Source organism: Pseudomonas jilinensis (assembly GCF_003586265.1).
Taxonomy (GTDB): Bacteria; Pseudomonadota; Gammaproteobacteria; order Pseudomonadales; family Pseudomonadaceae; genus Halopseudomonas; species Halopseudomonas phragmitis.
On record NZ_QJSA01000003.1, the window covers coordinates 223,637 to 249,174 of the forward strand.

At 58.9% G+C, this 25,538-nt stretch carries 25 protein-coding genes and 1 tRNA gene; 22 read left to right on the forward strand and 4 right to left on the reverse strand.

Annotated features, from left to right (window positions below; translation table 11 throughout):
• Positions 1–9: 9 nt before the first annotated feature.
• From C2846_RS04555 to C2846_RS04580, 6 genes are all read left to right on the forward strand, one after another.
• Positions 10–822, forward strand: coding sequence for a symmetrical bis(5'-nucleosyl)-tetraphosphatase (locus C2846_RS04555; protein WP_119700792.1), 813 nt, complete (start codon positions 10–12; stop codon positions 820–822).
• A gap of 12 nt (positions 823–834) precedes the next feature.
• Positions 835–1,155: a thiosulfate sulfurtransferase GlpE gene (gene glpE / locus C2846_RS04560; RefSeq protein ID WP_119700793.1), complete on the forward strand. Its 321-nt coding sequence runs from the start codon at positions 835–837 to the stop codon at positions 1,153–1,155.
• Positions 1,156–1,473: 318 nt separating this feature from the next.
• Positions 1,474–3,396 carry a PrkA family serine protein kinase gene (locus C2846_RS04565; protein ID WP_080049347.1) on the forward strand — a complete coding sequence of 641 codons (1,923 nt, stop codon included), beginning with the start codon at positions 1,474–1,476 and terminating at the stop codon, positions 3,394–3,396.
• A 100-nt stretch (positions 3,397–3,496) separates the two neighbouring features.
• Positions 3,497–4,768, forward strand: a complete 1,272-nt coding sequence (locus C2846_RS04570; RefSeq protein WP_119700794.1) for a YeaH/YhbH family protein — start codon at positions 3,497–3,499, stop codon at positions 4,766–4,768.
• Positions 4,765–6,318 (forward strand): SpoVR family protein, encoded by a 1,554-nt coding sequence (locus tag C2846_RS04575; RefSeq protein ID WP_095624759.1) that lies wholly within the window; start codon positions 4,765–4,767, stop codon positions 6,316–6,318. The genes C2846_RS04570 and C2846_RS04575 overlap by 4 nt, the downstream gene beginning before the upstream one ends.
• 35 nt (positions 6,319–6,353) lie before the next feature.
• A complete protein-coding gene (locus C2846_RS04580) occupies positions 6,354–7,589 on the forward strand; it encodes a multifunctional CCA addition/repair protein (RefSeq protein ID WP_095624758.1) in 1,236 nt (411 codons plus the stop codon).
• 4 nt (positions 7,590–7,593) lie between these two features.
• Here C2846_RS04580 and folK read toward each other — a convergent pair whose 3' ends face one another.
• On the reverse strand, positions 7,594–8,142 hold the full coding sequence (folK, locus tag C2846_RS04585) for a 2-amino-4-hydroxy-6-hydroxymethyldihydropteridine diphosphokinase (RefSeq protein ID WP_119700795.1): 549 nt from the start codon (positions 8,140–8,142) through the stop codon (positions 7,594–7,596).
• Positions 8,139–8,501, reverse strand: coding sequence for a dihydroneopterin aldolase (gene folB, locus C2846_RS04590; RefSeq protein ID WP_119700796.1), 363 nt, complete (start codon positions 8,499–8,501; stop codon positions 8,139–8,141). The genes folK and folB overlap by 4 nt, the downstream gene beginning before the upstream one ends.
• Before the next feature lie 49 nt (positions 8,502–8,550).
• Here folB and plsY point away from each other — a divergent pair, with 49 nt between their 5' ends.
• A complete protein-coding gene (plsY, locus tag C2846_RS04595) occupies positions 8,551–9,132 on the forward strand; it encodes a glycerol-3-phosphate 1-O-acyltransferase PlsY (protein WP_119700797.1) in 582 nt (193 codons plus the stop codon).
• On the opposite strand, the gene tsaD is transcribed toward plsY, so the two are convergent.
• The gene (tsaD, locus tag C2846_RS04600; protein WP_119700849.1) at positions 9,122–10,153 is read right to left on the reverse strand and encodes a tRNA (adenosine(37)-N6)-threonylcarbamoyltransferase complex transferase subunit TsaD; all 1,032 of its coding nucleotides are present in this window, start codon (positions 10,151–10,153) and stop codon (positions 9,122–9,124) included. The two genes, plsY and tsaD, sit on opposite strands and share 11 nt — an antisense overlap.
• 211 nt (positions 10,154–10,364) lie before the next feature.
• Between tsaD and rpsU the strand changes: the two genes are divergently transcribed.
• The 6 genes from rpsU (at position 10,365) to C2846_RS04635 (ending at position 19,313) form a co-directional block, all read left to right on the forward strand.
• Positions 10,365–10,580, forward strand: coding sequence for a 30S ribosomal protein S21 (rpsU, locus tag C2846_RS04605; RefSeq protein WP_080049340.1), 216 nt, complete (start codon positions 10,365–10,367; stop codon positions 10,578–10,580).
• Between the two features lie 378 nt (positions 10,581–10,958).
• Complete coding sequence (gene dnaG, locus C2846_RS04610) at positions 10,959–12,848, forward strand: DNA primase (RefSeq protein WP_119700798.1); 1,890 nt, start codon at positions 10,959–10,961, stop codon at positions 12,846–12,848.
• 87 nt (positions 12,849–12,935) lie between these two features.
• A complete protein-coding gene (gene rpoD / locus C2846_RS04615; RefSeq protein ID WP_119700799.1) occupies positions 12,936–14,786 on the forward strand; it encodes an RNA polymerase sigma factor RpoD in 1,851 nt (616 codons plus the stop codon).
• Positions 14,787–14,889: 103 nt separating this feature from the next.
• Positions 14,890–17,883, forward strand: a complete 2,994-nt coding sequence (locus tag C2846_RS04620; protein WP_165443762.1) for a sensor domain-containing protein — start codon at positions 14,890–14,892, stop codon at positions 17,881–17,883.
• 163 nt (positions 17,884–18,046) lie between these two features.
• Positions 18,047–18,123 (forward strand) — tRNA-Ile (locus C2846_RS04630).
• Between the two features lie 71 nt (positions 18,124–18,194).
• Positions 18,195–19,313, forward strand: coding sequence for a site-specific integrase (locus tag C2846_RS04635; protein WP_165443763.1), 1,119 nt, complete (start codon positions 18,195–18,197; stop codon positions 19,311–19,313).
• 140 nt (positions 19,314–19,453) lie between these two features.
• Here C2846_RS04635 and C2846_RS04640 read toward each other — a convergent pair whose 3' ends face one another.
• Positions 19,454–20,326 carry a hypothetical protein gene (locus tag C2846_RS04640; protein ID WP_131038203.1) on the reverse strand — a complete coding sequence of 291 codons (873 nt, stop codon included), beginning with the start codon at positions 20,324–20,326 and terminating at the stop codon, positions 19,454–19,456.
• Between the two features lie 81 nt (positions 20,327–20,407).
• Between C2846_RS04640 and C2846_RS04645 the strand changes: the two genes are divergently transcribed.
• The 9 genes from C2846_RS04645 to C2846_RS04680 all read left to right on the forward strand — a co-directional run bounded on the left by C2846_RS04645 (position 20,408) and on the right by C2846_RS04680 (position 25,498).
• Entirely contained in the window at positions 20,408–20,620 is a 213-nt protein-coding gene (locus C2846_RS04645; protein ID WP_106453187.1) for a plasmid-related protein, read from the forward strand.
• A 10-nt stretch (positions 20,621–20,630) separates the two neighbouring features.
• Positions 20,631–21,047 (forward strand): hypothetical protein, encoded by a 417-nt coding sequence (locus C2846_RS04650; RefSeq protein WP_119700803.1) that lies wholly within the window; start codon positions 20,631–20,633, stop codon positions 21,045–21,047.
• Between the two features lie 405 nt (positions 21,048–21,452).
• Positions 21,453–21,947, forward strand: a complete 495-nt coding sequence (gene traJ / locus C2846_RS04655) for a conjugal transfer transcriptional regulator TraJ (protein ID WP_476748393.1) — start codon at positions 21,453–21,455, stop codon at positions 21,945–21,947.
• 137 nt (positions 21,948–22,084) lie between these two features.
• Positions 22,085–22,873 (forward strand): P-type conjugative transfer protein TrbJ, encoded by a 789-nt coding sequence (gene trbJ, locus C2846_RS04660; protein WP_119700804.1) that lies wholly within the window; start codon positions 22,085–22,087, stop codon positions 22,871–22,873.
• 15 nt (positions 22,874–22,888) lie between these two features.
• A complete protein-coding gene (gene trbK, locus C2846_RS04665; protein WP_119700805.1) occupies positions 22,889–23,152 on the forward strand; it encodes an entry exclusion lipoprotein TrbK in 264 nt (87 codons plus the stop codon).
• Positions 23,152–24,531, forward strand: a complete 1,380-nt coding sequence (trbL, locus tag C2846_RS04670) for a P-type conjugative transfer protein TrbL (protein ID WP_119700806.1) — start codon at positions 23,152–23,154, stop codon at positions 24,529–24,531. The genes trbK and trbL overlap by 1 nt, the downstream gene beginning before the upstream one ends.
• Positions 24,532–24,545: 14 nt before the next feature.
• Positions 24,546–24,701, forward strand: a complete 156-nt coding sequence (locus tag C2846_RS18610) for a hypothetical protein (protein WP_165443764.1) — start codon at positions 24,546–24,548, stop codon at positions 24,699–24,701.
• Positions 24,702–24,812: 111 nt separating this feature from the next.
• On the forward strand, positions 24,813–25,058 hold the full coding sequence (locus tag C2846_RS04675) for a FitA-like ribbon-helix-helix domain-containing protein (protein WP_119700807.1): 246 nt from the start codon (positions 24,813–24,815) through the stop codon (positions 25,056–25,058).
• The gene (locus tag C2846_RS04680; RefSeq protein WP_119700808.1) at positions 25,055–25,498 is read left to right on the forward strand and encodes a PIN domain-containing protein; all 444 of its coding nucleotides are present in this window, start codon (positions 25,055–25,057) and stop codon (positions 25,496–25,498) included. The genes C2846_RS04675 and C2846_RS04680 overlap by 4 nt, the downstream gene beginning before the upstream one ends.
• The last annotated feature ends 40 nt before the right edge of the window (positions 25,499–25,538 follow it).

Below are 25,538 nucleotides of genomic sequence, written 5' to 3' on the forward strand. Positions count from 1 at the left end.
AAGAGCGCCATGACCACGTACGCGGTTGGAGACATTCAAGGTTGCCTTAAGCCCCTCAAGTGCCTGCTGGCCGAGGTTGACTTCAATCCCTCGCGCGACACCCTCTGGTCGGTCGGCGATCTGGTCAACCGTGGTCCCGACTCGCTGGAAACCCTGCGCTTTCTCGACAGTCTGGGAGATGCCTGCGTGGCGGTACTGGGCAATCATGATCTGCACCTGCTGGCCGCCGCTCGTGATGCCAGCCGACTGCGCAAATCCGATACCCTGCTGGCCATTCTCAAGGCCCCGGATCGCGAACAGTTGCTTGAAAGCCTGCGCCGCCGCCCGCTGGCGCATTATGATCCAACCCATGACATCATTATGACCCATGCCGGCATCCCGCCGATCTGGGGAGTGAACGAGACCCTGGCCCGAGCGGCCGAGGTTGAAGAGGTCTTGCGCTGCGATGAGCGCCTGCCCTGGTATCTGGACGAGATGTACGGCAACAAGCCTGACCGCTGGAAACCCAGCCTCAAGGGCACCGAGCGGCTGCGAGTGATCACCAACTACCTGACCCGCATGCGCTTCTGTCTGGCCGATGGCACCCTGGACCTGAAATCCAAGGAAGGCCTGGGGCATGCCCCCAAGGGCTTTGCCCCTTGGTTCAGCTTCCCCCGCCGCGACCCAGAGACCCAGATCGTCTTTGGCCACTGGGCTGCTCTTGAGGCGCGCTGTGATACCCCCGGGGTACATGCACTCGATAGCGGCTGTGTCTGGGGCGGCAACATGACCCTGATGAACCTGGATACCGGCGAGCGGCACCAGTGCGACTGTGCCGACTAAGAGGATAAGCCCATGAGCGAATTTCAACGTATCAGTGCCGAGCAGGCGGTCAAAATCCTGGAAAACGGGGCCAATCTCGCCGACATTCGCGACCCGCAAAGTTATGCCCAGGGGCATATTCGTGGCGCGGTGCGGCTCGACAACGACAACCTCGCCCAGTTCATCGCCAGTACCGACCAGCAGCAGCCGCTGATTGTCTGTTGCTATCACGGCAACTCCAGCCAGCCGACCGCCGCCTACCTGGCCAATGTCGGCTTTGCCGAGGTCTACAGTCTGGACGGCGGCTTCGAACTGTGGCGCCAATACTACCCTGAGTACATTGAGCAAAACTGAACCGCCCAGCCCACTCTTCGTCGCACTTTTTTTCATAATCGCCCTTCCCCCCGCGCGCAAAAGAACTATTCTGAGAACAAGGCAATCAAAGAAGTGAGTGCCGGTCTGCCGGCTTCCGATAACAAGGGAGCCTGCCGGTCCCTTCGGTAGCCGGGACGCCGGCTGCCGGGTCTCCGACAGACTCCCCACGCATGCCCGTGCAACAGGTGGTATTGGGGGATTCACGCATCAGGATTTGCCGTCGCCCGGTACTGCGCGTCAGACGGGAAGGTGCCCGGAAGTCACAGACCTCATCCCAGGCAACAGCGAGGTCGTGTCATGAGCATATTCAGCCATTTTCAGAACCGCTTCGAAGCCACACGGCAGGAGGACTATTCCCTGCAGGAGTACCTTGAGCTCTGCAAAACCGACCCAATGGCCTACGCCAGCGCGTCGGAACGGCTGCTCAAGGCGATTGGCGAACCGGAGCTGATCGACACCTCGCTGGACCCCAGGCTATCGCGGATCTTTTCCAACAAGATGATCAAGCGCTATCCGGCCTTCGCCGACTTCCACGGCATGGAAGACGCGATCGAGCACATCGTGTCGTTCTTCAAGCATGCGGCCCAGGGCCTGGAGGAGCGCAAACAGATCCTCTACCTGCTCGGCCCGGTCGGCGGCGGCAAGTCCTCACTGGCGGAAAAGCTCAAGGCGCTTATGCAGCAGGTGCCCTTCTATGCAATCAAGGATTCACCGGTATTCGAGTCGCCGCTGGGGCTGTTCAGTGCAGAGGAAGACGGCGCTATTCTCGAGGAAGACTACGGTATCCCTCGGCGCTACCTGACCAGCATCATGTCGCCCTGGGCGGTCAAACGCCTGCATGAGTTCAATGGCGACATCGGCCAGTTCCGAGTGGTCAAACTCTACCCCTCGATCCTTCAGCAGGTCGCCATCAGCAAGACCGAACCGGGCGATGAGAACAACCAGGACATCTCCTCGCTGGTCGGCAAGGTCGATATCCGCAAGCTGGAAGAGTTCCCGCAGAACGACCCCGACGCCTACAGCTACTCCGGCGGCCTGTGCCGCTCCAACCAGGGGCTGATGGAGTTCGTCGAGATGTTCAAGGCGCCGATCAAGGTGCTGCACCCGCTGCTGACCGCCACCCAGGAAGGTAACTACAACAGCACCGAAGGCATGGGCGCGATTCCGTTCAGTGGCATCATTCTGGCCCACTCCAACGAGTCGGAATGGCACACTTTCCGCAACAACAAGAACAACGAGGCGTTCATCGACCGCATCTACATCGTCAAGGTGCCCTATTGCCTGCGGGTCAGCGATGAAATCCAGATCTACCAAAAGCTGCTGACCAACAGTTCGCTGGCCAGCGCCCATTGCGCCCCGGACACCCTGAAGATGCTGGCCCAGTTCTCGGTGCTCTCGCGCCTGAAAGAACCGGAAAACTCCAACGTCTACTCGAAGATGCGCATCTATGACGGCGAAAACCTCAAGGATACCGATCCCAAGGCCAAATCGATTCAGGAGTACCGCGACACGGCTGGCGTCGATGAAGGTATGAGCGGTCTGTCGACCCGGTTCGCCTTCAAGATCCTGTCCAAGGTGTTCAACTACGATCACAGCGAGATTGCCGCCAACCCGGTTCACCTGCTCTATGTGCTGGAGCAGCAGATTGAACAGGAACAGTTCCCCAACGATGTCAGCGAGCGTTACCTGCGCTTTATCAAGGAGTACCTGGCACCGCGTTACGTCGACTTCATCGGCAAGGAAATCCAGACCGCCTACCTGGAGTCCTACAGCGAATACGGACAAAACATTTTCGACCGCTATGTCATGTATGCCGACTTCTGGATTCAGGATCAGGAATACCGCGACCCGGATACCGGCGAGATTCTCAACCGCGCGGCGCTCAACGAGGAACTGGAGAAGATCGAGAAACCGGCCGGCATCAGTAACCCGAAGGATTTCCGTAACGAGATCGTTAACTTCGTACTGCGAGCCCGGGCCCACAACCACGGCAAGAACCCGACCTGGCTGTCCTATGAAAAACTGCGGGTGGTGATCGAGAAGAAAATGTTCTCCAACACCGAAGACCTGCTGCCGGTCATCAGCTTCAACGCCAAGGCATCGAAAGAGGACCAGAAGAAACACAACGACTTCGTCACCCGCATGGTCGAGCGCGGTTATACCGAGAAACAGGTGCGGCTGCTGTCGGAATGGTATCTGCGTGTAAGAAAAGCTCAGTAACTCGCATAACGCGAAAGCAATACGAGCGTAGTACACGCCTAGGCAACACTACCACAGGGGCCGCTCCAAGCTTTGAGCCAGCGGCCCCGGAGGGGCCCGAATGAGTTATGTGATTGACCGACGCTTGAACGGCAAGAACAAAAGCATGGTCAACCGCCAGCGCTTTCTGCGGCGCTACAAGTCGCATATCAAGAAAGCTGTGGAAGAGGCGGTAGGCCGGCGTTCGATTACCGATATGGAGCATGGTGAACAAATCAGTATTCCGGCCCGGGACATTGACGAGCCAATCTTTCACCATGGTCCCGGCGGGCGGCAAACCCGGGTCCACCCAGGCAATCGCGAATTCACTACCGGCGACCGCCTCCCTCGCCCCCAGGGCGGAGGCGGAGGCCAGGGTGGCAGCAAAGCCGGCAACAGCGGCGAAGGCATGGACGAGTTCGTCTTCCAGATCACCCAGGAGGAATTCCTCGACTTCATGTTCGAGGATCTGGCCCTGCCCAATCTGGTCAAGCGCCACCTGGCCGGCACCGACACCTTCAAGCCGGTACGGGCCGGCATCAGCCAACAGGGCAACCCGTCGCGGATCAATATCGTCCGCTCAATGCGTGCCGCCCATGCCCGACGCATCGCCCTGTCCGGCGGCAGCCGGGCGCGACTGCGCGAAGCGCGCAAGGAGCTGGAGCAACTGCGCCTGACCCAGCCTGACAATCTGGCCGACATTCAGCGCCTGGAACAGGAAATCCTGCATCTTCGCGCCATGATCGAGCGCATCCCGTTCCTCGACACCTTCGACCTGCGCTACAACCTGATCACCAAGCAGCCGACGCCCAGCTCCAAGGCGGTGATGTTCTGCCTGATGGATGTCTCCGGCTCCATGACCCAGGCCACCAAGGACTTGGCCAAACGTTTTTACATCCTGCTGTACATGTTCCTGCGGCGTAATTACGAGCGTATCGAAGTGGTGTTCATCCGCCACCACACCAGCGCCAAGGAAGTCGATGAAGAAGAGTTCTTTTACTCCCGTGAAACTGGCGGCACCATCGTCTCCAGCGCCCTGCGATTGATGCAACAGATCATCGAGGAGCGCTACTCCCCGAGCGAATGGAACCTGTATTGCGCCCAGGCCTCGGACGGCGACAACTGGAATGACGACTCCCCCATCTGCCGTGATCTGCTGCTGAACAGGATCATGCCGGCCATGCAGTACTACTGCTATGTGGAAATCACCCCACGCGAGCACCAAGCCCTGTGGTACGAGTATGAGCAGGTCTCGGAACGTTTCGCCGACAGTTTTGCCCAACAGCAGATAGTCGATGCCGGAGACATCTATCCGGTCTTTCGCAAGCTGTTCCAGAAGAGGATGGTCACATGACCCGGCATTTGATCTCCACCGGCTCGGAATGGAGCTTCGACCTGATCCGTGACTATGATCGCGAAATCGGCCGCATAGCCCACGACGTCTATGGTCTGGATACCTATCCGAACCAGATCGAAGTCATCACCGCCGAGCAGATGATGGACGCCTACGCTTCGGTGGGCATGCCTCTGGGCTACCACCACTGGTCCTACGGCAAGCACTTCCTGCACACCGAGAAAAACTACAAGCGCGGCCAGATGGGCCTGGCCTATGAGATCGTGATCAACTCCGATCCCTGCATCGCCTATCTGATGGAAGAGAACACCATGACCATGCAGGCGCTGGTCATCGCCCACGCCTGCTACGGGCACAACTCGTTCTTCAAGGGCAACTACCTGTTCCGCACCTGGACCGACGCCAGCGCGATCATCGATTACCTGGTGTTTGCCAAGCAGTACATCAGCGAATGCGAAGAACGTCATGGCATCGACGCCGTCGAAGACCTGCTGGATTCCTGCCATGCGCTGATGAACTATGGGGTCGACCGCTACAAGCGTCCCTATCCAATCTCCGCCGAAGAGGAACGCCAGCGCCAGCACGAGCGTGAAGAGCACCTGCAGCGGCAGGTCAACGACCTGTGGCGCACCATTCCGATCAGCGACGAGCGGCGCGAAAAAGACAAGCCGGAGCCGCGTTACCCGGCCGAGCCGCAGGAAAACCTGCTGTACTTCATCGAAAAGAACGCCCCGTTGCTGGAGCCCTGGCAACGCGAAGTAGTACGCATCGTGCGCAAGGTCGCGCAGTACTTCTACCCGCAGCGCCAGACCCAGGTCATGAACGAGGGCTGGGCGACGTTCTGGCATTACACCCTGCTCAATCATCTGTACGACGAAGGCCGGGTCACCGATGGCTTCATGATGGAGTTTCTTCAATCGCATACCAGCGTTATCTACCAGCCGCCGTTCGACAGCCCCTGGTACAGCGGCATCAATCCCTATGCACTGGGGTTTGCAATGATGCAGGACATCCGCCGCATCTGCGAAAACCCGACCGAGGAAGATCGCCGCTGGTTCCCCGACATTGCCGGCAGCGACTGGCTGGAAACCCTGAAATTCGCCATGCGCACCTTCAAGGACGAAAGCTTCATCCTGCAGTTCCTGTCGCCTAAGGTCATCCGTGACCTGAAACTGTTTGCCGTGGTCGATGACGAACATGACGACCACCTGGAAATTGCCGCTATCCACGACGATAGCGGCTACCGCACCATTCGCCAACTGCTCGCCGCCCAGTACAACCTGGGCAACCGCGAGCCCAATATTCAGGTCTGGCGGGTTGACCGCCGTGGCGACCGCTCGCTGACCCTGCGTCATCAACGTCACGACGGCAAACCACTGGGCGAAACCACCCAGGAAATGCTTCGCCATCTGCATAGGTTATGGGGCTTTGACGTTCATCTGGAAAGCATGGAGGGCGACAAGCTGGTGCAGGCTATGCACATGCCACCCAAGCCAGGGGCCGACGACGAGAAGATACCCAAGTTCGACCTCAGCATACCGCCGGTCTGATAAGCTACAGGCTTGAATCTTACAACCTGAGCCTCATGCCCAGTTCCTACACTACCTATCTGGTCGGCGGCGCCGTCCGCGACCAACTTCTTGGCCTGCCCGTCAGCGAACGCGACTGGGTGGTGGTCGGCGCCACCCCTGAGCAACTGCGCAGTGAGGGTTACACCCCGGTGGGCCAGGACTTTCCGGTATTCCTGCACCCCAAGAGCGGCGAAGAGTACGCACTGGCTCGGACCGAGCGCAAAAGCGGGGTCGGCTATGGCGGCTTTACCTTTCACACCAGCCCGGACGTCACCCTGGAGCAGGATCTGCTGCGCCGTGACCTGACAGTCAATGCCATGGCTATGGACGCCGAGGGCGGCCTGATTGACCCCTACGGCGGCCAGCGGGACCTGCAGGCCCGGATCCTGCGTCATGTGTCTCCGGCATTTGTCGAAGACCCACTACGGGTGCTGCGGGTCGCACGCTTTGCCGCCCGCTATGCCAGCCAGGGCTTCGTGGTAGCGCCCGAAACTCTGGCGCTGATGGCCGAACTGGCCGACTCCGGCGAATTGCAGGCGCTGACCGCCGAGCGGGTCTGGAAGGAAATCAGCCGGGCACTGATGGAACCACGCCCGGAAGTCTTCATCTGGGTATTGCGTGAATGCGGCGCGTTGGCACAATTGTTGCCCGAGGTTGATGCACTGTTTGGCGTACCGCAGCCAGCCCCCCATCACCCGGAGATCGATACCGGCGAGCACCTGCTGCTGGTACTGGCCCAGACTGCCCAACTGAACTTGCCACTGCCGGCCCGTTGGGCCTGTCTGCTGCACGACCTGGGCAAGGGCCTGACCTCCAGCGAACACTGGCCCAAACACCACGGCCATGAAACCAAGGGACTGAAAGCGGTCAAGGCGGTCAATCAGCGCTTCAAGGTACCGCGCGAGTGCCAGGAACTGGCCCTGCTGACCTGCGAATATCACACCCATTGCCACAGGGCTCTGGAGTTGCGCCCACAGACATTGCTCAAGCTGTTCAAGGCCTTCGACATCTATCGCAGGCCGGAGCGCTTCGAGCTGTTTCTCGGCGCCTGTGAAGCCGACGCCCGCGGGCGCCTTGGCCTTGAACAGCAGCCCTATCCGCAGGCCGACTATCTGCGCCAAGCAGCCCGACTCGCTCGCGAGGTCAGTATTCAGCCCTTGCTAGAGCAGGGTTTACAGGGTGCGGAACTGGGAAAGGCATTGGAACGTCAGCGTCTAGACGCACTGAGCAATTACACCAAGGCCCGCTAGGGCCTTACTTGGCCGATACCGCCCGGGCCTGATGCTCAGCAACCAGCTCAGGCGCGCTCAACGCGCGACCGCGCCAGTCGAAGGCCACCGGCCACAGGGCCTGATCACCCTGCCAGGAGGTCCATAATTCAAGATAACTGCGCCCGTCACCCGGAAGCCGGGCGTGTGGCGCAAGCAAGGCCAGCGGCCACAGCACAAAGGCATTGCGGGCGGTTTCCGCCCGCGGCAGGCGCATACCGTCATGCACGCCGCACAACTGGCCATAGGTCAAAATATCGATATCCAGGGTAATGCGCCCGGGAGACGCCTGCTCCCGGCGCCCGCAGGCGGCCTCGATGGCCTTCAGCGCAGCATTCAGATCCGCCAGCGGCAAGTGCGTGTAGGCGCCTACCACCATGTTGTAAAAACGCCGACCCAATACCCCGACCGCCTCGCTTTCAAAAACCGGCGACAGATCCAGCGGCCCCAGCAACTGCTCCAGTGCATCCAGCCCACGGCGCAGATGGTCATCGCGCTCGGTATTGCTACCCAGGCCGAGAAATACCTCGATCATGCCGGGCGCACTCCCCGCTCGATCTGCACCCCCACGCCCCCTCGGGCAGCGGCCACTGCACCTGGCTTGGTCACCCGCACTCGCAGCCAAGGCACTGCGAACTCGGCCTGAATCAGATGCGCCAGCTCCTCAGCCAATGCCTCGACCAGCAGGAACTGACTTGCGCCGACCCAGTCCAGCACGCGCTGGCTGATGGCCGCATAGTCCAGCGTTGCCTGCAGATTGTCTTCGGCTGCCGCCCGACGGATGTCCCAGCCCAGCTCAAGGTCAATCACCAGCGGCTGGCGAATCTCGCGCTCCCAGTCATAGACGCCGATCACAGCTTCGACTTCCAGCCCATTGATGAATACCAGGTCCACTCTTCTCTCCACAGTCGATTACAATCGCCTTTTCGGCTAGGGTCACCTCATGACCTTTTTCATTCTACTGCTAGTCGGCGCTTATCTGCTCGGCTCGATTTCATTTGCCGTGCTGCTCAGCCGTCTGCGCCAGCTACCCGACCCGCGCAGCCTGGGTTCCGGCAATCCCGGCGCCAGCAACATGCTGCGCCTGGGGCGCAAACCCCTGGCTCTGGCCACGCTATTCGGCGATCTGGGCAAGGGTGCCCTGGCAGCCGGGCTAGGCCACCTGGCGGGCCTGGACAGCATTCTGGCGGCCTGGCTGGGGCTGGCCGCGGTTGTCGGCCACATGCTGCCGGTATTCCATCGCTGGCGAGGTGGCAAAGGCGTCGCCACCGCCGCCGGCGTGCTGTTAGTCGTATCCTGGCCCAGTGCGGTATTCTGCCTGTGCTTCTGGCTGCTGATCTTCGCCTGGCGGCGGATCGCTTCGCTGGCCTCAATTTGCGCCTGTCTGGCGCTGCTGCCATGGCTGGCTTGGATGACCCCAGAACTGTTCATGCCGCTGGGCCTGATGAGCCTGCTGATCCTGCTGCGCCACCAACTCAACATGCGCCGCCTGCTTCGCGGCGTAGAAAATCACTTCAGGCGTTGAGTGGCGCCAGTTCCTCCATCGGCCACCGCGCCCGCGCCTGAATTCCAGCCTGATCCTGCTGCCCAGCCAACAGGCGCTGACAGCCGGCATAGGCGATCATCGCGCCATTGTCGGTACAAAAGGCCGGGCGCGCATAAAACAGCTCACCTTTCAGACCAGTCGCCATCTTGCCCAGCGAGTGACGCAGCTCACGGTTGGCACTGACCCCTCCGGCAATGACCAGGCGCTTTAGCCCGGTAGCCTTGAGCGCCCGACGACACTTGATGGTCAGGGTCTCGACCACCGCCAGCTCAAAAGCCCGGGCAATGTCACTGCGCGTTTGCTCACTGGCATCACCTGCCGCCTGGCACTGCTGCCAGGTATTGAGTACCGCAGTTTTCAAACCACTGAAGCTGAAATCCAGCCCCGGGCGGTCAGTCATTGGGCGGGGAAATACAAAGCGCCCCGGGGTGCCGGCCTGGGCCAGTCGGGCAATCTCCGGGCCGCCCGGATACGGCAAGCCCATCAGCTTGGCGGTTTTGTCAAAGGCCTCGCCAGCGGCATCGTCCAGCGACTCGCCCAGCAACTGGTAGCGGCCAATACCGTCAACCCGCACCAACTGGGTGTGGCCGCCAGACACCAGCAAAGCGACAAACGGGAATTCCGGCGGCTGCTCTTCGAGCATCGGCGCCAACAGGTGGCCTTCCATATGGTGTACGCCCAAGGCCGGCACGCCCCAGGCAAACGCCATGGCCTTGGCACAGGCACCGCCAACCAGCAGCGCACCCACCAGCCCCGGCCCGGCGGTATAAGCCACACCATCCACCTCACCCTCAGTGACACCCGCCGCCGCAAACACCTCACGCAGCAGCGGGATCAGGCGTTTGACATGATCGCGCGAGGCCAGCTCGGGCACCACACCGCCATAGATGCGGTGCAGGTCGATCTGACTGAACAACGCATCGGCCAGCAGGCCACGCTCACTGTCATACAGCGCCACGCCGGTTTCATCGCAGGAGGTTTCGATACCCAATACACGCATAATCGCCATTCTCACCTTACAATACGCAGTCATTACCGCGTCACATGCCGCGCATCATAATCACCCACCGGCCCACAGGCCAGTTTTTCAGCAATTTATGCTTTGCATTTATCTGATGAAGGCGGTAACATCCGCTCCCCTTGAAATGCAATGTGTCGCGGACTCAGGTCGGCGGCAATGACTCACAGCACAGTTTTGAGAAAGGTACGAAATGCCTGCCGTCAAAGTTAAAGAGAACGAACCCTTCGACGTGGCCCTGCGCCGCTTCAAGCGCTCCTGTGAAAAAGCTGGCGTTCTGGCCGAAGTCCGTCGCCGCGAGTTCTACGAGAAGCCTACTACCGAGCGCAAGCGCAAGGCTGCTGCCGCTGTAAAGCGTCACGCCAAGAAGCTGCAACGCGAACAGCGTCGCCGCGAGCGCCTGTACTGAGTTTAGTCCATCTGTCCGCACCCACTGGTTAAGCCAGCGCGGACGGAGCGACAAACCCAAAAACGCATGAGTCCGGCCTCCGCAAAAGCGGAACAAGGCTGGATTTTTGCGTTTGCGTCGTTTGCAGCCAGCCTTATCCAGCGATAGAGCCGGCTACCTTAAGGAACCTCTGAAAACGTAGGCGAGGCAGGCAAGACAATACCGATGGCGGCCCCGCAAAAATAGCCGAAAAAGCGGAGTTTACGTGGTGTAAATGAGCATTTTGACCGGGCTCGCGATCGAGGCTGTTTTTAACGCAGTATTGCCAACGCAGCTAGTTTTCAGAGGTTCCTTAATCGACGCTATGATAAGCGTACCCTACTCTTTCAAGGTGCCTTCATGTCCGGGCTGATCCCACAAGGCTTCATTGACGACCTGCTCGGACGCTCCGACATCGTCGAAGTCGTTGGCTCACGCCTGAAACTGAAGAAAACCGGCAAAAACTACTCCGCGCTCTGCCCGTTCCACAACGAAAAGTCGCCCTCCTTCAGCGTCAGCCCGGACAAACAGTTCTATTACTGCTTCGGCTGCGGCGCTGGCGGCAACGCCATCAGCTTCCTGATGGATTACGAACGCCTGGACTTCCCCCAGGCTGTCGAGGAACTGGCCCGCCAGGTCGGGGTGGACGTGCCCCGCGAGGAGCGCACGGATCAGCGCGGCAGTAAGCGCCAACCGCGCCAAGACAGCCCGTTATATGCTTTGCTCGAGCAGGCTGCAGCCTTTTACCGCCAGCAACTACGGCATCACCCCCAGCGCCAGCGGGCAGTCAACTACCTCAAGGGTCGCGGCCTGACCGGCCAGATTGCCAAGCTCTACGATATCGGTTTCGCGCCTCCCGGCTGGGACAACCTGATGAATCATCTGAGCCGCGACAGCACCGAACAGAAGGCTCTGATCGAAGCCGGGCTACTGGTAGAAAACCCCGACAGCGGCAAGCGTTACGACCGTTTCCGCGACCGTATCACTTTCCCCATCCGCGACAGCCGCGGGCGGGTAATCGGCTTCGGCGGCCGGGTACTGGGCGACGACAAGCCCAAGTACCTGAACTCACCAGAAACCCCGGTCTTCCACAAAGGCCGCGAACTCTACGGCCTGTTCGAGGCGAAACGCCAGCACCGGCAACTGGACGATATCCTGGTGGTCGAAGGCTACATGGACGTGATCGCCCTGGCCCAGCACGGGATCGGCAACGCCGTTGCCACTCTCGGCACCGCCACCAGCGAAGAGCATCTGCGCCGCCTGTTCCGGGTGGTCAACAGCGTGGTATTCTGCTTCGACGGCGATAACGCTGGACGCCAGGCCGCCTGGCGTGCCCTGCTGGCCTGCCTGCCGACCCTCGAAGATGGACGCCATGTGCGTTTTCTGTTTTTGCCCGAAGGCCAGGACCCAGACAGCCTGGTCCGCGAAGAAGGCCAGGATGCCTTCCGTACCCGCTTGAGCTCACAGGCAGTGGCGCTGACCGACTACCTGTTTCGCCACCTGAGCGAAGAAGCCAGCCCAGACAGCCTGGAAGGCAAAGCCCATCTAGCCAGCCTGGCCCTGCCATTGATCGAACAGGTTCCCGGCAGCCTGCTGCGCCGCTTGCTGCGCCAGTCACTTGAACGCCTGACCGGCATGGACCTGGATAGCCTGCCGACAACAGCGCCGCAATCCGCCCCCACCCAGGACAGCTCGCCGGATTATGGCTACGACTATGAATATTTGCCCAACTACGAACCCAATCCGGACTGGGCTGACCACCTGCCGGAAGAGCCAGTCAGAAAAGCGGCTCGCCCCCGCCAGGACAAGCGCCAGCGCGCCGGTGTGGACAACCCCCTGATCAGCGCCGCCCGAACTCTGCTGCATCACCCGCACCTGGCCGGTCTGGTCAATGAGGCCAATCAGTTCGCCGACGATGACGACGATCAGGCCCAACTGCTGGTCGCCCTGATCGATGCCCTGCAAAAAAATCCGCAACAGACAACCATCCAGCTTCTGGCTCGCTGGCACGGCACTGCACTCGGTGACCAGCTCAACCAGCTGGCCGAACGCGAATGGTTACTAAATAATCCCGGGGCAAACCTTGAACAACAGTTTTTCGACACTATAAATACATTGATGGCACGACAAACTGATCGCCGTATCGAACGCCTGTTGGAAAAATCGTCCCATACGCCGCTCACCACCGAGGAAAAGCAGTTGCTACGCGAGCTTCTGAGCCGGCGCCAGACCCCCGTCAGCAACAACTAAACACGCGCCAACTGGCGCGACAGCCTGATTTCAGGCTATAATCCGCAGCTTACTTTTTTGCACACCAAGGCATCCACAAGGGTTGTTATGTCCGGAAAAGCGCAACAGCAATCCCGTCTCAAGGAGCTCATCGCCCGCGGTCGCGAGCAGGGCTTTTTGACCTATGCGGAAGTCAACGACCATCTTCCGGAGGATATCTCCGATCCGGAACAGGTTGAAGACATTATTCGCATGATCAACGACATGGGCATCACTGTCTTCGAGACAGCCCCGGATGCCGATGCTCTGTTGCTCGCCGATAACGACGCCGACGAAGCCGCCGCCGAAGAGGCCGCTGCCGCGCTGGCTGCGGTGGAAAGCGATATTGGCCGGACTACCGACCCGGTGCGCATGTATATGCGTGAAATGGGCACCGTCGAACTGCTGACTCGTGAAGGCGAAATTGAAATCGCCAAACGCATCGAGGAAGGCATTCGCGAAGTCATGGCCGCGATCTCCATGTTCCCGGGTACTGTTGACGGCATTCTTGCCGATTACCAGCGGATCACCGAGGAAGGTGGCCGCCTGTCGGATATTTTCAGCGGCTATATCGACCCGGACGACGACGGCCTGTCCGCCAGTGACAACGACGACATCCCGACCGAGAATCTCAAAGACGACGACAGTAATGACGACGACGATGAGGACGAGGACGGCGACGACAGTTCCGATGACGAAGGTGACGGCGGCCCGGACCCGGAAGAGGCTCGCCTGCGTTTCACCGCAGTGGCCGAGCAGTTGGAAAAAGCCAAGCTGGCACTGAAAAAGCACGGCCGTGGCAGCGACCAGGCGACCGCCGAGCTGGAAGCATTGGCACTGCTGTTCATGCCGATCAAGCTGGTGCCCAAGCAGTACGAAGCGCTGGTCAACCGGGTGCGTGACTCCCAGGACCAGATTCGTGCCCAGGAGCGCGCCATCATGCAGCTGTGCGTGCGCGATGCACGCATGCCGCGCGCCGACTTCCTGCGCAGCTTCCCCGGTAACGAAGTCAACGAAGGCTGGGTCGACAGTCTGCTGGCCGAAGCCCCGCGCTACGCCGAAGCTCTGCAGGCACTCAAGCCTGAGATCATCAAGGCCCAGCAAAAACTGGCCTCACTGGAACAGGATGCCGAACTGACCATCTCCGAGGTCAAGGACATCAATCGACGCATGTCGATCGGTGAGGCACGGGCGCGCCGGGCCAAGAAGGAAATGGTTGAGGCCAACCTGCGTCTGGTTATCTCGATCGCCAAGAAGTACACCAACCGCGGCTTACAGTTCCTCGACCTGATCCAGGAAGGCAACATCGGCCTGATGAAAGCGGTCGACAAGTTCGAATATCGCCGCGGCTACAAGTTCTCGACCTACGCCACCTGGTGGATTCGTCAGGCGATCACCCGCTCGATCGCCGACCAGGCACGCACCATCCGGATTCCGGTGCACATGATCGAGACGATCAACAAGCTCAACCGGATTTCCCGCCAGATGTTGCAGGAAATGGGTCGTGAACCGACCCCGGAAGAGCTGGGCGAACGCATGGACATGCCCGAGGACAAGATCCGCAAGGTCCTGAAGATCGCCAAGGAGCCGATCTCGATGGAAACCCCGATTGGTGACGACGAAGACTCGCACCTGGGCGATTTCATCGAAGACTCGACCATGGAATCACCAATCGACTCGGCGACGGTGGAAAGTCTCAAGGAAGCCACCCGCGAAGTACTCGCCGGCCTCACTGCCCGCGAAGCCAAGGTGCTGCGCATGCGCTTCGGCATCGACATGAATACCGACCACACCCTCGAAGAGGTCGGCAAGCAGTTCGATGTAACCCGCGAGCGGATCCGTCAGATCGAAGCCAAGGCCCTGCGCAAGCTGCGTCACCCGACCCGCAGTGACCACTTGCGCAGCTTCCTCGACGAGTAAGCCCCTCCTAGAAACGCCCGGCATGCCGGGCGTTTTCACGTTCAAGACGCTACACTCAAGGGACATCGCTTCGTCACCAACAAGGAAGAGGGTCGTCGCTAGAATGACTGTAGTGGCCCGCACAGGCTTGATTGCCTTTCTCGCCCTGGCATGCACCGCCTGCCAGCCTATGACTGCTGCCCAACTCCCGCTCTCACTCCTGTTGTTGATTCCAGTCAGCGCCCTGTTACTGGGTGCGCTGCTGCTCCACCACCGTAAACCCAAACCCTCGCCATCCAGCCTGAAAGCTCAGGAACTGCTACGTCAGCAGAACCAGCACTACCGGCAACTGATAGACAAGCTGCACGCGATTACTTGGGAGATGAATCTGCCCGATCTGCAGTTCACCTACGTCTCAGCTCATGCCGAGTCCATGCTGGGTTACCCGACCGACCAGTGGCTGCTCAAGGGGTTCTGGCAAACCCATCTGCATCCTGGCGATCGCCAGTGGGTACTGGACTACATGCACCAGGAACTCGCCAGCGGCCAGGATCACAGCTATGACTTTCGCATGCTTGATCAGCACGGCAACGCCCTCTGGTTACGCAATCTGGTGAGTTGCCAGCGCGACGACCAACAGCACGTCATCGGCCTGTGTGGCCTGCTGATCGACATTCACGAACAGAAACGCACCGAGCACGCCTTACGTCTGTCCGAGCATCGCTTCGCCTCGGTATTTCACAATTGCCCCGACATCATCGTGCTGGCCGACGCCGCGACCGGCAAACTGCTCGCCGTCAACCGTACGTTCGAGCATCTGCTTGGTATTCGCAGCGACGAAGCCTTGGGCAAAACCTCCACCGAACTCGGCATCTGGTATGAAGAAGGTATCGGCCCGGCCATGCTGGCCCGGCTTAACACCCAGAAGGAAAGCAACCTGGAAGTCCGCTTTCGGCCACGGCGCGGCGTGCCCTTTACCGCTCTGCTCTCCGCGCGCAAGGTCAGCCTCAACAACCACCCGACTCTGGTGGTGGTGATTCGCGATATCTCCGAACTCAAGACCGTCCAGGAGCAGCTCAGGCTCTCCGAGCAAAAGTTCTCCCGCGCGTTTCACGCCTCACCCGACGGCCTGCTGATCTCCCGCCTCAGCGATGGCCTGCTGCTCGACATCAACGATGGGTTTACCGCTATCACCGGCTATCAGCGTGATCAGGCCGTGCAACACTCTACCCTGGAGCTGGGACTCTGGCGTAACAAGAGTGATCGACAACGCATGCTCGACGAACTGGTGCGGCGAGGTAGGGTCCGTGACATGCGGACCGATATCGTTATCGCCAATGGCGAAATCCGTCAGGTCGAACTGTCCTGCGAGGCCGTCACCATTGAGGACCAGCCCTGCGTACTGACCATCGCCCGGGACGTCAGCGAACGTCTGAGCATGGAAGCCTCCCTGCGCCAGGCGGCGACCGTGTTTGAAAACACCACTGAAGGGGTCATGATAACCGATGCCGAAGGCACCGTACTGGCAGTCAACAGCGCGTTCAGCCACATTACCGGCTATAGCGCAGCCGAAGTGGTCGGCCAGCCGGCCTTATTGCTGGCCAAACAGGCCGAAGACCCCGACCTGCCTGAGCAGATCGAGCAGGCACTCAACAGTCACGGACACTGGCAGGGCGAAGCCTGGAGCCAACGTAAGAATGGTGAACTCTATGCCAGCTGGGCCAATGTCAGCCAGGTGCTCAACGACGAAGGCCAACTCAGCCAGGTGGTGATGGTGTTCAGCGACATTACCCCGCTCAAGCACACCCAGGCCCGGCTCGATCACCAGGCCCACCACGACCCGTTGACCGGACTACCCAACCGCACGTTGTTCGAGGCCCGCCTGCGTGAAGCACTGGCAGCGCAGGCCCGCGGCCTGGATACTCACCCCGGCGCCCTGCTGTTCGTAGATCTGGACCGGTTCAAGCAGATCAATGACAGCCTTGGCCACCATATCGGCGACATCCTGCTCAAATCGGTCAGCGAGCGCCTGTGCTCGGTCCTGCGCGAAATTGATACAGTCGCCCGCCACGGCGGCGACGAGTTCATCGTCCTGCTCCCCCACCTGCATCAGGAACAGGACGCCGGTAGTATCGCCGACAAGTTGCTGGCGGTTTTTCGCAACGCCTTCATCGCCGAAGACCATGAGTTCTTCGTCAGCGCCAGCATTGGCATAAGCCTGTTTCCCCGCGACGGCAACGACGTCAACAGTCTGATCAAGCATGCCGATGCCGCAATGTATCGAGCCAAAAACCTGGGCCGCAATCGCTACGCCTTTTACACCAGCGAACTGACCGCCGATGCCCACCAGCGCATGGCGCTGGAGAACGAACTGCGCCACGCCCTTGAGCGCGACGAATTTACCCTGGTCTACCAGCCCAAGCTCAACCTCAAGAACGGCCAGCTCGACGGGGTCGAAGCCTTGGTGCGCTGGGAACACCCTCAGCGTGGCCTGGTCGGCCCAGAACAGTTCATCGCCCTGGCCGAGGAAACCGGTCTGATTGTCGAACTGGGCCGCTATATTCTCGACAGCGCCTGCGCACAGCTTGGCGCCTGGCTACACCAGGGCTTTGCCCCGATGCGCCTGGCGGTCAACATTTCCGGCGCGCAACTGCGGGACAAACACCTGCTGAAAAACATCGAGCAGGTACTGGAGCGCTATCAGATTCCGCCATGCTATCTGGAGCTGGAAATCACCGAAGACTTCGTCATGGACCACCAGCGTGAATCGGTCACCCTGCTGCAGCAGTTCCGCCAGTTGGGCATACATCTGTCGATCGACGATTTCGGCACCGGTTATTCGTCTATGGCCTATCTCAAGGAGCTGCCGCTGGACACCCTGAAGATCGACCGCAGTTTCGTCTCCGGGTTACCCGGGGCTCAGGACGCAGCTATCACCCAGTCGATCATTGTCCTGGCTCACAACCTGGGTATGAGCGTCGTCGCCGAAGGCGTCGAACGCCAGGAACAGAAAACCCTGCTGGAGCAGCAGGGTTGCGATGTGGTTCAGGGCTACCTGGTCAGCCGACCACTACCCGCCAGCCAGTTCGCCAAAAGCTTCCTACGTCACAGCGCCTAGTCAGTCGCCCATCCACACCGTATAATCCGGCCCAGTTTGATATATAGGGCCTATAGCTCAGTTGGTCAGAGCAGGCGACTCATAATCGCTTGGTCGAGGTCCGAAGGAAGCGTTAGAATTACCACCTTCGAAGCCTTGGCTTGCGAAGGTAAAATCAGAAAAAGGGCCTATAGCTCAGTTGGTTAGAGCAGCCGACTCATAATCGGTAGGTCGCAGGTTCAAGTCCTGCTGGGCCCACCATCTACCGCCAAATTGTCCCAAAGGTACAATTTCGGTACAGTCAGAAACACTGGAACTGTACCGAGGCTCCTATGGCGACACTGGTAAAGACACCCTCCGGCACCTGGAAAGCCGTCATCCGCAAAGTCGGCTTTCCAACAGCAACCAAGACCTTTCGTACCAAACGGGATGCTGAAGACTGGTCACGTCGAACAGAAGACGAGATGGTACGCGGCGTTTACATCCAACGCGCTCCGTCCGAGCGGATGACAGTCGCCGATGCCCTCAAGCGCTACCTGGCAGAAGTCTCGCCCACCAAGCGGCCATCTTCTGCAGCCAGCGACGCCCGGCATTCCAAGCCGTTGATCCAGCACCTCGGCAAGTACTCCCTGGCCGCCCTCACCCCTGAGATCATCGCCAAGTATCGTGATGACCGACTGGCGGGGCTGGATAGAAAGGACGCCAAGGGAAGACCCACCCCCAAGCCCCGCTCCCCGAACACAGTCCGCCTCGATCTGGCGCTGCTGGGCCACATGTTCAGCACCGCGATCAAGGAATGGGGTATTGGCCTGCCAAGCAACCCAGTACAGAACATCCGCCGCCCCTCACCGCCACCCGGTCGCGAACGGCGTCTTAGCCTGGACGAAGAAACACGACTGATGCAGGCAGTCGATGCCCACAGCAACCCAATGCTCGGCTGGATTGTTCGTATCGCCCTGGAAACAGGCATGCGTTCGTCGGAGATCACCACCCTTCACCGGAGCCAGGTCGATCTGAAACGGCGCATCGTGCGCCTTCTGGAGACCAAGAACACCCTGCCCCGCACCGTTCCCCTGACCAGTGCCGCCGTAGACATATTCCGTCAGGCCCTGGCCAACCCAGTTCGACCCATTGATACCGATCTGATCTTCTTCGGGGAGCCTGGAAAAGATGGTCAGCGTCGGCCCTACAATTTCAACAAGGTCTGGTTGAACACCAAGGAAAGTGTCGGGCTGAAAGACCTACGATTCCACGACCTTCGCCATGAAGCGGTCAGCCGTTTTGTCGAAGGCGGTCTGAGCGACCAACAGGTAGCGGCAATCAGCGGCCACAAGTCCATGCAGATGCTGCGGCGCTACACCCATCTGCGAGCGGAGGACCTGGTAGATGAGCTGGATGCCATCTCGACGCGCAGAGCAGGCAAGCAACAAGACGCCAAAAAGCCAAACTGACCGATCATCATTACAGCCAGATAAGCGCAGAGCGCTGCGCTATGTATGTAGTATGTTGTAGTAGCGTACAACATACTACATACATGACCTTGGCCGATGCCCTCGAATTTAGCCGCTAAAATCCAGCCACCCTGCGGATATCAATGCCAGGTGCTATCGTCACCTACACCGGCTACCGAAAAATCGTCGGGCTCTGCGGCGTCACCTTGAAACAGCTGTGCGCGTAAACTCTTCGCCACCACCATGCGTTGCTGTTCTGCGCACAACTGCTGCTTCAACAATTCATTTTGGTCTGTCATCCAGGGTGCCCAATAAACCGTATTCGCAGGTGCTGCCGATCCGCTGCCGAAATACTCAGAAATCCAATCCTTGAGCGGCGTGACCAACCCGTGACGAGAAAGTATTTCCCGGGTGCCTGGCATCGACATGAGGCCTTCAAGCAAGATCCGCAAAGCAGTTGATTTTATCTGCCCAAGCACATCCCAGGCACGAACCACCCGAATTGCAGTGACAAAACACTCCAGCTCAGCAACGACAGAGTCTGGTCTGCCCCGAAGACACTTGGTCTGAAACGCAAAGACCCTGGCCAAGATCACATCCTCGAAGAAAAACTGACTCAATCCACCTTCAGGCCATTCGCCCCCTGGCATCAAACAATCAGCCATCCGGAAATCGTGGGGCGTTATGCTTCCCCACAAAGCATCCCACAAGGGCACCATCAGCGGGCCGACTTCGAAAACAGTGCGGGCAGCCTGAAAAACCTCACAATTTGCGCAGAGTATATCCGCTCTCGGAGAAATATCTCCCCGTCGATAGCGATATATGGTTGCCTGGTCAATATCCTCAAAAGGCATCCAGTCACACATTTCAGCGGGCGCTCTTTCCCCTGCCAAGAAGTGATACCAGGCGATCGTTTTCATGCGTTCGCTTTCATGCCTGGCTGGCCTTCCACGGGAGCGATTCGATTTTTCTTTCTTTTGCGTGATATTCGGCATTTCCGCGCCTGTATTCATGATCATGACTTCCTTCTAATGGTGGTTACCGAAGCCCTGCGAACATTGAACTTGTTGGGCGTATTCACAAGGAGCCAACCGATGACCACCGAAGAACAACTTCTTGACCGTTATGGGCCACTGCTGTCACTGACAGAACTTTCAGAGTTACTTAAGCGTAGTCCAGATGGTCTCCGCATAGCGTTGCGAAGTCAAACCGAGTTTGCGCAGAAATGGAACGCTGCCAAACGCAAAGTAGGCCGGCGCGTTTATTTCCGTGCAAGTGATGTTGCCGAACTCATCGACGAGGCATGAGGGCAATGATGTGGATGATACTGTCATTGTTCGACGCAAAGTCCGGTCGAATTTCACCACGCTACCCAATGAGCTTATTCGGGACCCCAATTTGTCCTGGAAAGCGCTGGGAATCCTGGTGTTCGTGCTGTCACTGCCGGACAACTTCCGGCTACGCCTGTCCCACCTATCCAAGCAGAAAAAGTCGGGGCGAGACGCGACGCGCACAGGGCTCCAGGAGCTGCAACAAGCAGGCTATCTGCGAATCAAGCGAGAGCGTGGAGAACGAGGCAAGTTCAGTCACACGACCTGGCTCGTGTCAGACCAGCCCGAGTACCGGGATCATGATTCACCACGTTCGGATTTTCCAACTACGGTAAATCCAACTACGGATAATCCGTATTCGGAAAACCCGACGCTAATAAATAAAAAGGATAAAAAGAACTGAGATTAGTAAAGACTCAGATTAATAAAACGGCCTGCGCCGTGACGTGAACGCCAGGAGGAAGTGATGGCCCCTCATTCGAAATACGTGGTGAAGATAAAACAAGATCGTTTTACCTGCTTCGAAATGGAACGCCCTTCGATATGTCGCACTCACCTGGAGCTGAAACTAAACTAACGATTGCGCGCATACGACGCATCTCAAAATCAACAGAAAATAAAGATCGCTGCAAGATCGCTGTTACCTCGCTGTCGAATCGCTATTGCAGTGCTGTTAAACGCAACTACACCGCTTTTTTATCGCTTATTTGCATGAGGCAACTGGAGTTGCGATCCAGCCGCAATGAAATAGCGATGAATTGCCTGGCGTGTATGTGAAAGATTGGATGCTGAGCACAGGGCAGGATGTGTGAAGTTAGCTAACCGTCAAGCCGGTTATCTATCTTCACCGGATCTTATTCACACCCAAGGGTGTTCAACGCTCATCCTGCTCTGCGAGGCATCGGCTGCCGCCGAAAGGGTTAAAGAGAGACAGGCAATGATGAAAGAGACGAGCCGCAAACGCCGACACCATCTTCGGGTTCCGGTACTGCCTGAAGAGAAAATCCATATCGAACAGCAGGCCAAGCAGGCCGGAATGAGCGTTGCCCGTTATTTGCGGGAGGTGGGTCAGGGCTACCAAATCAAGGGCGTCACGGATTACCAGCGGGTGCGAGAGCTTGCCCGCATCAATGGTGACCTCGGTCGTCTGGGAGGGCTGCTCAAGCTGTGGCTAACCGACGATGTGAGAACCGCAGCTTTCAGTCCGGAAACGATCCACCGCCTCCTGGCAAGGATCGAGGCCACCCAGGACCAGATGACCCTGGTAATGAGGACCGTTGTTCGGCCTCAGGCTGATCAGTGATTTTAGCCGCTAAAAAAATGACACCGTGATTCAAGCAAAAAACGGCCGGGCCCCGGTGTCGCCCTGGTCAATTACCGAATAGCTCCGTGGCGCGGCTACTCGATGACGCTAGCCACTTTCAGCAAAGGTTATCGACCATGAGCACTCGCAAAATTTTAGCGGCTAAAACCGCGTTTCTGATCTCGCTCGCCATCGGCGGCGGCTCGCTACCGGCTCAGGCCGGGATTCCAGTCATTGACGGGGGCAACCTGACGCAAAACGTTATGACTGCCATGGAGTCGGTGGCGCAAACGCTCAAGCAAATCGAGCAGTATCAAACCCAGCTCCAGCAGTATGAAAACCAGCTCCAGAACACGATGGCTCCGGCCGCGTATATCTGGGACCAGGCTACCCGCACGATGGACAACCTGCGTTCGGCAATGAACACCCTGGATTACTACCAGACCCAGCTCGGCAGCCTGGATGCGTATCTCGGCAAGTTCCAGGATGTGGCCTACTACCGTGGTTCGCCGTGCTTTAACGCCACCGGCGGTTGCACAGAGGCCGAATGGGCAGCCATGAACGAGAACCGCCGCCTGGCGAGCGAAAGCCAGAAGCGCGCCAATGATGACCTGTTCCATACCCTGAAACAGCAGCAGGATGCGCTGCAATCAGACGCCCGCACACTCGAACGTCTCCAGCACAGCGCGCAGGGTGCGGACGGACAAATGCAGGCCCTCGGCTATGCCAACCAGCTTGCCAGCCAGCAGTCCAATCAGCTCTTGCAGATGCGCGCCATGTTGCTTGCGCAACACCAGGTTATCGCAACGCGGATGCAAGCCGAGGCCGACCTCGATGCGAAGCAACAGGCTGCCCATGCCGCTTCCACCGAATCGCGGATAGCGCCGACCAACAGTCCCAAGAACTGGCTCGAACTGGCCCGCTGACAAGGAGAAGCACCCATGAACAAATTCACTATTTCGATGCTGGCAGGCTTCCTTCTCGCCATCACTGGCTGCGACAACACCCCACCCGCCCCGACCATGCCAGAGGTCAACGATGCCAACTGCCAGATGGCAGAAATCATGAAGATCGAAGACAAGGCAACTCGGGAGACATTTGCCGGGTTGTGCTCGCGCCGGCCAGCAGGCGACGGCATTGCCCCCACAGAACAGCCGCTTAATTGGCTGGAGTTGACCGCGCCGCAAGAACAGGAGAGCAACTGATGAAAACGCTAACCAAAACTGTCTTGGGCGGCACCGTCCTGTTGCTACATTCTGGCCTAGCCAAAGCTGACCTGACCAACCAGGGAATGCTCGATCAGGTGGTAACTGGCTTCTCCACCCGAGCAGCCAGTTGGCAGCACGTCATTATCGATGCTGCATCGTGGCTGTTCTGGACGCTAGTGGTGATCTCGATGGTCTGGACGTTCGGGATGATGGCCTTACGCAAAGCGGACATTGGGGAGTTCTTCGCTGAGTTGGTCCGTTTCATCATCTTCACTGGCTTCTTCTGGTGGCTGCTGGTCAATGGGCCGGCGTTTGCCAACTCGATCATCCAGTCATTGGCCAGAATCGGTGAGCAGGCGGCCGGCGTGTCCTCAATCACCCCGTCAGGCATTGTCGATGTGGGCTTTATGATCTGGAAGCAGGCCATCAATAACCTGTCGGCCTGGTCACCCGTCGATAGTCTGGTGGGCGCTGTATTGAGTGCCGCAATCATGCTGCTTCTGGCCCTGGTCGCCATCAACATGCTGCTGATGCTGATCGCAGCCTGGCTACTGGCCTATGCCGGCATCTTCTTCCTGGGATTCGGCGGATCGCGTTGGACCTCGGACATGGCGATCAATTACTACAAGACCGTTCTTGGTGTGGCCGTGCAGATCATGACCATGGTGCTACTGGTCGGTATTGGTAACGACATGCTGTCGACCTTCTACGCCAGGATGAACCAGAACGTGCTCAACTTCGAAGAGCTGGGCGTCATGCTGGTGTTCTGCATGGCATTGCTGTTGCTGGTTAACCGAGTGCCGCCAATGGTTGGTGGGATCATCACAGGTTCCGGTATCGGATCTGCCGGCGGCATCGGCAACTTCGGTACTGGAGCTGCGGTAGGTGCCGTTATGGGGGCGGCTGGAATGGCAGCGGGCGCAGCAAGCGTGGCAGGTTCTGCCGTCATGGGTGGTGCTGCAAACCTGGCGGGTGGCGGTTCAGCCATCAAGGCAGCGTTCGATAAGGCACAAGCCTTGATGTCGAGCGGGAGCGACATGCCCAGCATGGGAGGAATGTCGAACAGTAGTGCTGGCGGCCATGGAACCAACGCCGGCGGTGACGGCAATGCCGGCAGCAGCCCGTTCGCCCAAGCCGCCGGGTTTGGTGGCAATTCGGAGAGCGGCGCAAAACGGGCCGTTAGCCTGGCGGCCGGCACGGCAGGCAACTTGGCCAAGGGCATCGGCGCTGCGGCCGCTGAGAAGATCAAAGACCGCGTTGCGGATACAGCAGGCGGTCGCCTGGCATCGTCGCTACGTGCAAGCACTCCGTCGTTCGAGGGCGACAGCTTGGCTGGCGGCAACAGCAGCTCACATAATCACCGTCACGATACATAACATGGGGAGCAGCAATGGAGTTACCGGATAACACGGAGAACGAGCCGTTCTTCATCACCGAAGAGATAGAGGCGGAAATGCAGCTGGAGCAGGAATTTACTCCCCCACCCCACGTATCCACCACGAACAGCTTGGAACTGTTCGAACCTGAAGCCGAGGAAGCGCCCTGATAAACGATCAGGGCCATATGGACAGAAAGGCGGGAGACACCCCACCGAATTTGCCATGACGCATGCAGTATCATACAGTGACTGCATTGAAGGCACTGGAGACTGCTGGCTATGGCCATGCTGACGGTTCGTAACTTATCCGACGAAGTACACCGCGCTCTGCGCGTCCGTGCAGCTCTGCATGGGCACAGCATGGAGGCCGAGGTGCGCGAGATCCTGGAGGCTGCTGTAGCGCCCGAGGGGCGCATCAAGCTGGGCTCTCTGCTGGCCGACATAGGCAAGCAGACCAAGCTGACCGATAAAGAGCTGGCATCCTTCGGGTCGGCTCACGCCGGGCGCTCGGCAGGTACTGAATGATTCTGCTTGATATCAGCATCATCAGCGAGTTGCTGCGCGACACGCCGGCAGCACGGGTCGTCGAGTGGATCGATGATCAGCCTCTGGAAACGCTGTATATCTCCGCAACCACCATGGCTGAACTGCAGCTGGGCATGGCGCTGATTGAGGACAAGGATCGTCGTAACAAAGGGCTGAAAGACCTCGAACAGCGCCTGCCACCACTCTTCATCGGCAGGATCTTACCCTTTGATCAGTCCTGCATCGGCGCTTTCAGGGCCTTAGTGGCCAAGGCTGTCCAGCACGGCACTCCATTGAGAGAGGGCGACGCCTTTGTAGCCGCCGTTGCGGTTACCCATGGCCTGGTTGTTGCGTCGCTGCATATTGATTCATTCAAGGCGCTTGGGGTTAAAAGTGTCAGCCCTTTGATGGCGGTCAAAACGGGAACGGCCAAGAGCTGAACAAACAATAACCAGCCGAGGCAAAGCGGCAGCAGTTGGG

Coding starts and splice junctions, on each gene's coding strand:
- C2846_RS04555 (WP_119700792.1), top strand. CDS start 10: ATGACCACGTACGCGGTTGGAGACATTCAAGGTTGCCTTAAGCCCCTC.
- glpE (WP_119700793.1), top strand. CDS start 835: ATGAGCGAATTTCAACGTATCAGTGCCGAGCAGGCGGTCAAAATCCTG.
- C2846_RS04565 (WP_080049347.1), top strand. CDS start 1,474: ATGAGCATATTCAGCCATTTTCAGAACCGCTTCGAAGCCACACGGCAG.
- C2846_RS04570 (WP_119700794.1), top strand. CDS start 3,497: ATGAGTTATGTGATTGACCGACGCTTGAACGGCAAGAACAAAAGCATG.
- C2846_RS04575 (WP_095624759.1), top strand. CDS start 4,765: ATGACCCGGCATTTGATCTCCACCGGCTCGGAATGGAGCTTCGACCTG.
- C2846_RS04580 (WP_095624758.1), top strand. CDS start 6,354: ATGCCCAGTTCCTACACTACCTATCTGGTCGGCGGCGCCGTCCGCGAC.
- folK (WP_119700795.1), bottom strand. CDS start 8,142: ATGATCGAGGTATTTCTCGGCCTGGGTAGCAATACCGAGCGCGATGAC.
- plsY (WP_119700797.1), top strand. CDS start 8,551: ATGACCTTTTTCATTCTACTGCTAGTCGGCGCTTATCTGCTCGGCTCG.
- tsaD (WP_119700849.1), bottom strand. CDS start 10,153: ATGCGTGTATTGGGTATCGAAACCTCCTGCGATGAAACCGGCGTGGCG.
- rpsU (WP_080049340.1), top strand. CDS start 10,365: ATGCCTGCCGTCAAAGTTAAAGAGAACGAACCCTTCGACGTGGCCCTG.
- dnaG (WP_119700798.1), top strand. CDS start 10,959: ATGTCCGGGCTGATCCCACAAGGCTTCATTGACGACCTGCTCGGACGC.
- rpoD (WP_119700799.1), top strand. CDS start 12,936: ATGTCCGGAAAAGCGCAACAGCAATCCCGTCTCAAGGAGCTCATCGCC.
- C2846_RS04620 (WP_165443762.1), top strand. CDS start 14,890: ATGACTGTAGTGGCCCGCACAGGCTTGATTGCCTTTCTCGCCCTGGCA.
- C2846_RS04635 (WP_165443763.1), top strand. CDS start 18,195: ATGGCGACACTGGTAAAGACACCCTCCGGCACCTGGAAAGCCGTCATC.
- C2846_RS04640 (WP_131038203.1), bottom strand. CDS start 20,326: ATGAATACAGGCGCGGAAATGCCGAATATCACGCAAAAGAAAGAAAAA.
- C2846_RS04645 (WP_106453187.1), top strand. CDS start 20,408: ATGACCACCGAAGAACAACTTCTTGACCGTTATGGGCCACTGCTGTCA.
- trbJ (WP_119700804.1), top strand. CDS start 22,085: ATGAGCACTCGCAAAATTTTAGCGGCTAAAACCGCGTTTCTGATCTCG.
- trbK (WP_119700805.1), top strand. CDS start 22,889: ATGAACAAATTCACTATTTCGATGCTGGCAGGCTTCCTTCTCGCCATC.
- trbL (WP_119700806.1), top strand. CDS start 23,152: ATGAAAACGCTAACCAAAACTGTCTTGGGCGGCACCGTCCTGTTGCTA.
- C2846_RS18610 (WP_165443764.1), top strand. CDS start 24,546: ATGGAGTTACCGGATAACACGGAGAACGAGCCGTTCTTCATCACCGAA.
- C2846_RS04675 (WP_119700807.1), top strand. CDS start 24,813: ATGGCCATGCTGACGGTTCGTAACTTATCCGACGAAGTACACCGCGCT.
- C2846_RS04680 (WP_119700808.1), top strand. CDS start 25,055: ATGATTCTGCTTGATATCAGCATCATCAGCGAGTTGCTGCGCGACACG.